The sequence below is a fragment of the Desulfosarcina cetonica JCM 12296 genome (assembly GCF_001311845.1).
Taxonomy (GTDB): Bacteria; Desulfobacterota; Desulfobacteria; order Desulfobacterales; family Desulfosarcinaceae; genus Desulfosarcina; species Desulfosarcina cetonica.
Genome location: NZ_BBCC01000076.1, coordinates 21,791 through 27,893 on the forward strand (window position 1 = coordinate 21,791; position 6,103 = coordinate 27,893).

General features: G+C 40.3%; 6 protein-coding genes. All 6 read left to right on the forward strand.

Annotation, left to right across the window (positions count from 1 at the left end; translation table 11 throughout):
• Positions 1–29 precede the first annotated feature (29 nt).
• The 6 genes from JCM12296_RS17400 (at position 30) to JCM12296_RS17420 (ending at position 6,028) form a co-directional block, all read left to right on the forward strand.
• Positions 30–1,319 (forward strand): O-antigen ligase family protein, encoded by a 1,290-nt coding sequence (locus JCM12296_RS17400; protein ID WP_054695807.1) that lies wholly within the window; start codon positions 30–32, stop codon positions 1,317–1,319.
• Positions 1,312–1,899, forward strand: coding sequence for a glycosyltransferase family 2 protein (locus tag JCM12296_RS36570; RefSeq protein WP_083456235.1), 588 nt, complete (start codon positions 1,312–1,314; stop codon positions 1,897–1,899). Before JCM12296_RS17400 ends, JCM12296_RS36570 begins: the two co-directional genes overlap by 8 nt.
• Positions 1,900–2,418: 519 nt before the next feature.
• Positions 2,419–3,024 carry a glycosyltransferase gene (locus tag JCM12296_RS36575; RefSeq protein ID WP_083456236.1) on the forward strand — a complete coding sequence of 202 codons (606 nt, stop codon included), beginning with the start codon at positions 2,419–2,421 and terminating at the stop codon, positions 3,022–3,024.
• Positions 3,025–3,060: 36 nt separating this feature from the next.
• On the forward strand, positions 3,061–3,588 hold the full coding sequence (locus JCM12296_RS17410) for a glycosyltransferase family 4 protein (RefSeq protein ID WP_281492043.1): 528 nt from the start codon (positions 3,061–3,063) through the stop codon (positions 3,586–3,588).
• 17 nt (positions 3,589–3,605) lie between these two features.
• Positions 3,606–4,919 carry a phenylacetate--CoA ligase family protein gene (locus tag JCM12296_RS17415; RefSeq protein WP_157067700.1) on the forward strand — a complete coding sequence of 438 codons (1,314 nt, stop codon included), beginning with the start codon at positions 3,606–3,608 and terminating at the stop codon, positions 4,917–4,919.
• 584 nt (positions 4,920–5,503) lie between these two features.
• On the forward strand, positions 5,504–6,028 hold the full coding sequence (locus tag JCM12296_RS17420; protein ID WP_157067701.1) for a hypothetical protein: 525 nt from the start codon (positions 5,504–5,506) through the stop codon (positions 6,026–6,028).
• The last annotated feature ends 75 nt before the right edge of the window (positions 6,029–6,103 follow it).

The following is a 6,103-nucleotide window of genomic DNA, read 5'->3' on the forward strand; positions in this document are numbered from 1 at the left end:
TGTTCGCAATGCTTTAGTATAGCGTATTCATGCCATTTTACCTCTATAACTTATATATTGTCAGCTATTTTATCCATCTGCCGGCGCGCATACCCGCACTGGGTGTGGTTCGTTTTGATTTGGTACTGGCGGGTACTCTGGTTCTTTTGCTTTGGAAGCATCGATTTCGGGATGCTGCAGGAAAAAAACTGGAGCCGCAACACTGTTTGGAGATGCTTTGTATCTATGTCGTTCTATCACTACCTCTTGTGACTTGGCCTGGGTCAGCATTAAATGTCGGTTTCCAGCCATGGATTAAAGCACTTCTCTTTTTCTTTTTTACCATCAAGGCGGTGCAGACAGAAAAGCAGTTTAAAATTACAATTTGGGTTTTTGTGGCCTGTCAGGTGTTTCGAATTTTTGAGCCGACCTATTTGCATCTGACCGAAGGCTATTGGGGAAGTGCGGCTTATTCAGTAGTTGGTGGTATTAGCAGGCTGGATCGTTTGTCTGGCGCCCCCCATGATGTCGTCAATCCCACCCAGTTGTCTTGGGTTGCTGTCAATGTTGTTCCTTTTCTGTTTTATTTGGGGTGGATGGCTGGAAAGATAGGAAAGGCTTTGGTTGCCTGTGTAGCGCCACCTTTTTTTTATGGCTTCACATTGACTGGTGCAAGGGGAGGGATCGTTTGCCTTGGCATTGTCATCTTTGGCATTGTCTGGTTCAGTAAGAATCGTGTGCGAAATGCTGCCATTGCAGGAATGCTGTTGATGATTGTGCTGACCGTCCTTTTTGGTAGGATAAGCAGTGATTTGCAGACTAGATATTTGTCTCTATTTAAGTCGGATGTAGCCGGTGCAGATACGGTGAAAGGACGCTTCAACGCCATTAAAAGATATCTCGGGACTTTGACCTACAAACCTTTGCAGGGAAATGGCTTGGGAACGTCGCGTGAAGTCAATTGGAATGTTACAGGTAATTCCAGCCAGATAACACATAACCTTTACCTGGAAATCGCTCAAGAGTTGGGTCTGATTGGTTTGGTAATTTTTGTTTTGTACATGGTTTCAATCTATAGATTGCTGATGAACGCACTTTTATTGGTTCGGGAAAAACAACTCCAGGGTTCATGGTTAGACCGTACGATAAAAGCTCTATTGGTGTGGTTTTTTATGGACATTGTCTACAGCATGTCGGTATTTGGTTTGCGTAGTTGGGAATGGTATCTCTTTGGAGGCTTTGCTGCATTGGCTTACAAATTTGTTGAAAATATAGAAGAATCATCAACGGTTAATAACCTAAAAATCGTCGGCGTCAGGAAGGAAAGGGCCCATGCCTAAACAGCCATTGGTGTCGGTTGTTATCCCCTGCTATAACAGAGCTGACTATATAGCCGCCACCATCAATAGCGTCTTGACCCAAACCTACGGGAATATTGAACTAATCGTAGTTGATGACGGATGTACGGATAATTCACGGAAGATTATAGATACCTTTGCCGAGCATATTACAATATTAGAGCATCCGGGGCGGGTAAATAAAGGCCAGTCTGCCGCCTTGAATCTGGGGATTCAAGCAAGTCATGGAAAATACATAGCATTTCTGGACAGTGATGATCTGTTTGCGCAGGATAAAATAGAAAAGCAAGTAAGATATATAATGGAAAATCATGATGTTGGCCTTGTTTACGGCAATGGTCACACCATTGATGAAAATGGAAAAACACTTTACCGATTCTACGGTGAAGATCACTACGAATACTCAGATCCCAACAGAATCCTCCTCGATTGCTATTTCTTGCTTCCAAATAATGCCTTATTAAGAAGGATGTTCTTGACTTATCTGGACTATTTGATGAATCCCTTCGAGCGGCCCAAGACCATGATTTACTTATTAGAATCGCAGAGGTCACGAATATAGCCTATATTGAAGACTGCATTTTCTATTACCGTCGTCATGAGGACAGCATCAGTCAACACAGCGCTAAACTTCGCTGGAAAAACGGCTACCTTATATTACGAAAAGCGCTATTTAGGTATCCCTATAGACTTTCTACTCTTTTGGGAAGATTGGCTGTTCTGAACTTTCGGATGGGCCAGTGTTTCAAAGAAGAGAAACATTATTATGTCTCCCTGATGTTCTTTATATTAGCTGGTATTTGTAACCCTTTCCGATCCCTAAAGGTACTGACAGGACGTGAAAGACTATCAAGCCATCATTAACTACCATCTGAAATTAGTTCAGCAGTTAATTTGCATAGTTGTGAGTGGTCGTCGGGAGAACCATATGTTTTGTTATCGTGCGCACTTGGAGTATGCCAAATAGGTCTGCGAGCCTTGTGCCGATCATCTTCTCTTCGCTACAAACTCTTAGCGATCAGACAGTTTTCCCAAAATACGCCTTCAGATCCCCGCGAACGCATATCTATAAGGACATCAAATGAGCTATGTTTCCGAGATAAATCATAGAGTACCAAAGGAAATTTTATTAATTGTACGTTGGCCTGGGGGAGGCATTAGAACGTTTATACGATATGTATATCACAAAATTGATGTTTCGAAATGGCATCTGACTATATTGGCGCCAGAATCCGGTGGAATGGACTTGTTACGAAATGACCTGGCAGAAACTAATACAAATTTTATTCCGGTAACTGGAATACCTACTGATGGTAGTTCCGGAGCTGTCATTTTTACTAAGCAGATAATCAAAACACTTCGATCGCGAAAATTTGATCTTGTTCATTCGCATGGTTTTATTTCTGGCACTTGTGCTGCGTTACCTGTATTTTTCTGCCGTTTTCCACATATTCTGACATCGCATGATGTGATAAATAAGGAACAGTTTTTCGGATTCAAAGGAAAAATAAAAAAAATAGCATTATGTGTTGCTTTGAGGTTGGTTAACAGGGTTCATTCTGTAAGCAAAGAAGCACAAGAGAATCTGTTTGAAAATTTTCCTCATGTTGACGATAATTACAAAAGTATTGTTATATCTAATGGCATTGAAATAGATAGATTCCGGGAGCTACGCCACGTGATCTAAATGCCGAAAAAGGATTAGGGGAAAACGTTTTTTTTAATTGGTTTTCTCGGTCGTTTTATGGCGCAGAAAGGATTTCGATTCTTGGTTGATGCGATCGAACTATTGAGGCAGGAGCAGCTTCCCAAGAAGCCAATTGTTATGACTTTTGGCGATGGATGTTTTGCAAGCCAAGAAAAGATTAAGATTAAAGAAAGGGGTTTGGAAGAGCATTTCTTTTTTATGCCATTTGCTCCCAATGTAGCAAGTACAATGAAGGGCCTTGATGTGATTGCTATGCCTTCACTTTGGGAAGCTTGCCCCTTGCAACCAATGGAGGCTTTGGTTTGTGGGACTCCCTTCATTGGAACTGATTGCGTTGGGCTTCATGAAGTGTTGCAAGATACTCCAGCATCAATAGTTCCCAAAAAAGATGCAAGTGCATTAGCGAATGCGATTGCTTCTGAGATAAGAGAAAGTAGGAAAAACATTTTTACGAAATTTCAAAATGAAGCGGCACGGCGGTTTAATGTTCTAAAAACAAGGAATTCGATATTCCAACTTTATGAAGAGATAACCACTTACTAACGCGGTCCCATTTATATATGTCACTACCAAAGAAATTAAGAAAGTCAATCATAACTTCTGCTTATACATTGTCCTGTAGGAGAAATCCACTTCGAGAGCAATTTGCTGGATTACGATCTAATTACGAATCCAATAATTATCAGGAAAGAAAATTAAGGAAAATAATCAAATTTTCAAAAAAGCATTCAAAATATTATACAGAAAAATTATCGTTTATAACGGATGATGAAATAGAAACTGCTGGTCTTCAGGAATTGCTTATAAAAATTCCATACTTAGAAAAGAGCGACCTGCGCACCAAAGCCAATGAAGATATTAAAATCCCCGGAGTGAAAGGGATAATTAGAGAAACGACCGGATCAACAGGTATTCCTGTAAAAGTTTTGGTGGACAGATATACTCTTGCTGCTCAATTAAAGGCCAGGTGGGACTTCTTTGCTTGGCATGGCATACTACCTGGGGCTATTGAAGGGCGTTTTTGGGGGAGAAAGGAGCAACGTTATTTGCAATCATCGATCAAGAATTTTCTTCTGAATCGTAAAATATTTACTTTGGATAATAAAGATATAGATAAATTTAATCGAGAGTTAACTATACTTCAGAACGCTAAATTGGATTATTTCTACGGATATCCATCATTAATATTAAAAGCAGCAGAACTATTTGATAACAAAAATAAAATCAAGCCTAATCCAAAAGTTATTTTTACTACAGCAGAAATGTTGACCGAGATTCAAAGGAGATATATCTCTAATGTTTTTGGTTGCCCTGTATTTCAAGAATACGGCTGTAGCGAAGTTGACATCATTGCATTTGAATGCCCTAATGGTCATTATCATTTAAATAGCGAAAGATTGTATATTGAATTTCTGCCCGTTATTTCAGGAAAATATGAAGTCATTATTTCCGATCTTGACAATAGGTGTATGCCTATTCTTCGATATAAGCTTGGTGATTTGGTTGAATTAAAAAGTAAAGGCTGCGATTGTGGTCTACCTTTCTCCGGAATCACACGTGTCGTTGGAAGAACATCCGATCGATTAGTCTCGTTGCCTGATGGGACCTTCTTTCATGCTGTTAAGTTCTCTCATCTGATAGAACAGGCATGCAAACGTGGTTGGTTGGTTAGGCAATATAGAATTGATCATATAGAACCTAGAAATATACATTTAAAACTTGAAGGAGAGTTTTATGATTCCCAAAAAAAATCTTTAGAAAATTTTATGATTAATAGATTGAATATTTTGACGAAAAAACAAATAAAGACTGAAATAATTTTTTGTGATATTCAAGATGATGGTAAGCATATGTATTATAGAAAGTATTTTTAAAGCTGAAGTAGCGCGGAATTTTGGGACAAGTGTATAGTATAGGCAATGGACCAACAATAAAATGGCCATGATCGTAAATCTAAATTGTACGTTGTATGAGTCGGTATTGTTTTGCCAATTAACTTTGAGCTCTCAATATATAGAAGAGAGTGACTATAAAAATGGTCCCTCGCTGTTTTATGTGGGTAAGTCGAATTTCAATTTGCCTGCAATAAGATACATAGAAATAGCAATTATCACTTGTGGGGTAAGTCATTCAACTGGCTACCCATACGAAACAGCGAGGAACCATAAAATTGATAATTCGGGCCTTGATCATCGTTTCGGCCACCGCAAAACAGCCATATAAAAATTAATAATAAATCTAGACAGTTACGATTTACTAGGATATATACTCAAAGTATGACTCAAATTTTACAACTCAGACACGTCGCTCAAGGAAGATAATTGCCAATATCATAGCAAGTTATGAATCGGCATGCCAGAGCCCATTCAGCCAGCGAGAAATTGCAGAACAAATCGATATTCCTCGCTCCACCCTGCAATATTGGATAGAACGGAAAAAGTCGATCGATGCCGAGCCTTTGGTCAAGGACTTTTTTGAATCTCCCTCGGGAACGGCTTTTTTACATCGACTGGTAGTGGCAGCACATTTTTGCATGGCGCTTTTAGGCCCTGGCAGCGTTCGACAAGTTTGCCAGTTTTTGGAACTGACAGGGTTGGACCGATTTGTTGCCGCTTCATACGGATCTCAACAAAAGGTCTCGGTCAATATCGAGAAATCGATTGTCGAATTTGGCAAACAAGAGACTGTGCGTCTTGCAACGGGCATGGCTCCGAAACAAATCACCGTGTGTCAGGATGAAACCTTTCATCCGCAGACTTGTCTGGTCGCCATCGAACCGGAATCCGACTACATTGTTCTGGAAAAATACGCCGACGGAAGAAAAGGTTCGGATTGGACAAAGGCCATGAACGATGCGTTAAAGGACCTTCCCGTAAAAGTGGTTCAATCCACCAGCGATGAGGCAAGGGGATTGCCAATCATGTCAGAAACGACCTGGGTGCGCATCATTCGCCGGATTTGTTCCATATCCAACATGAAGTAGTAAAAGCGACCAGTGCCCCGCTTGCCAGCAAAACCAAGCAGGCACAAATGGCCTTGGAAAAAGCATCCGAAGCGG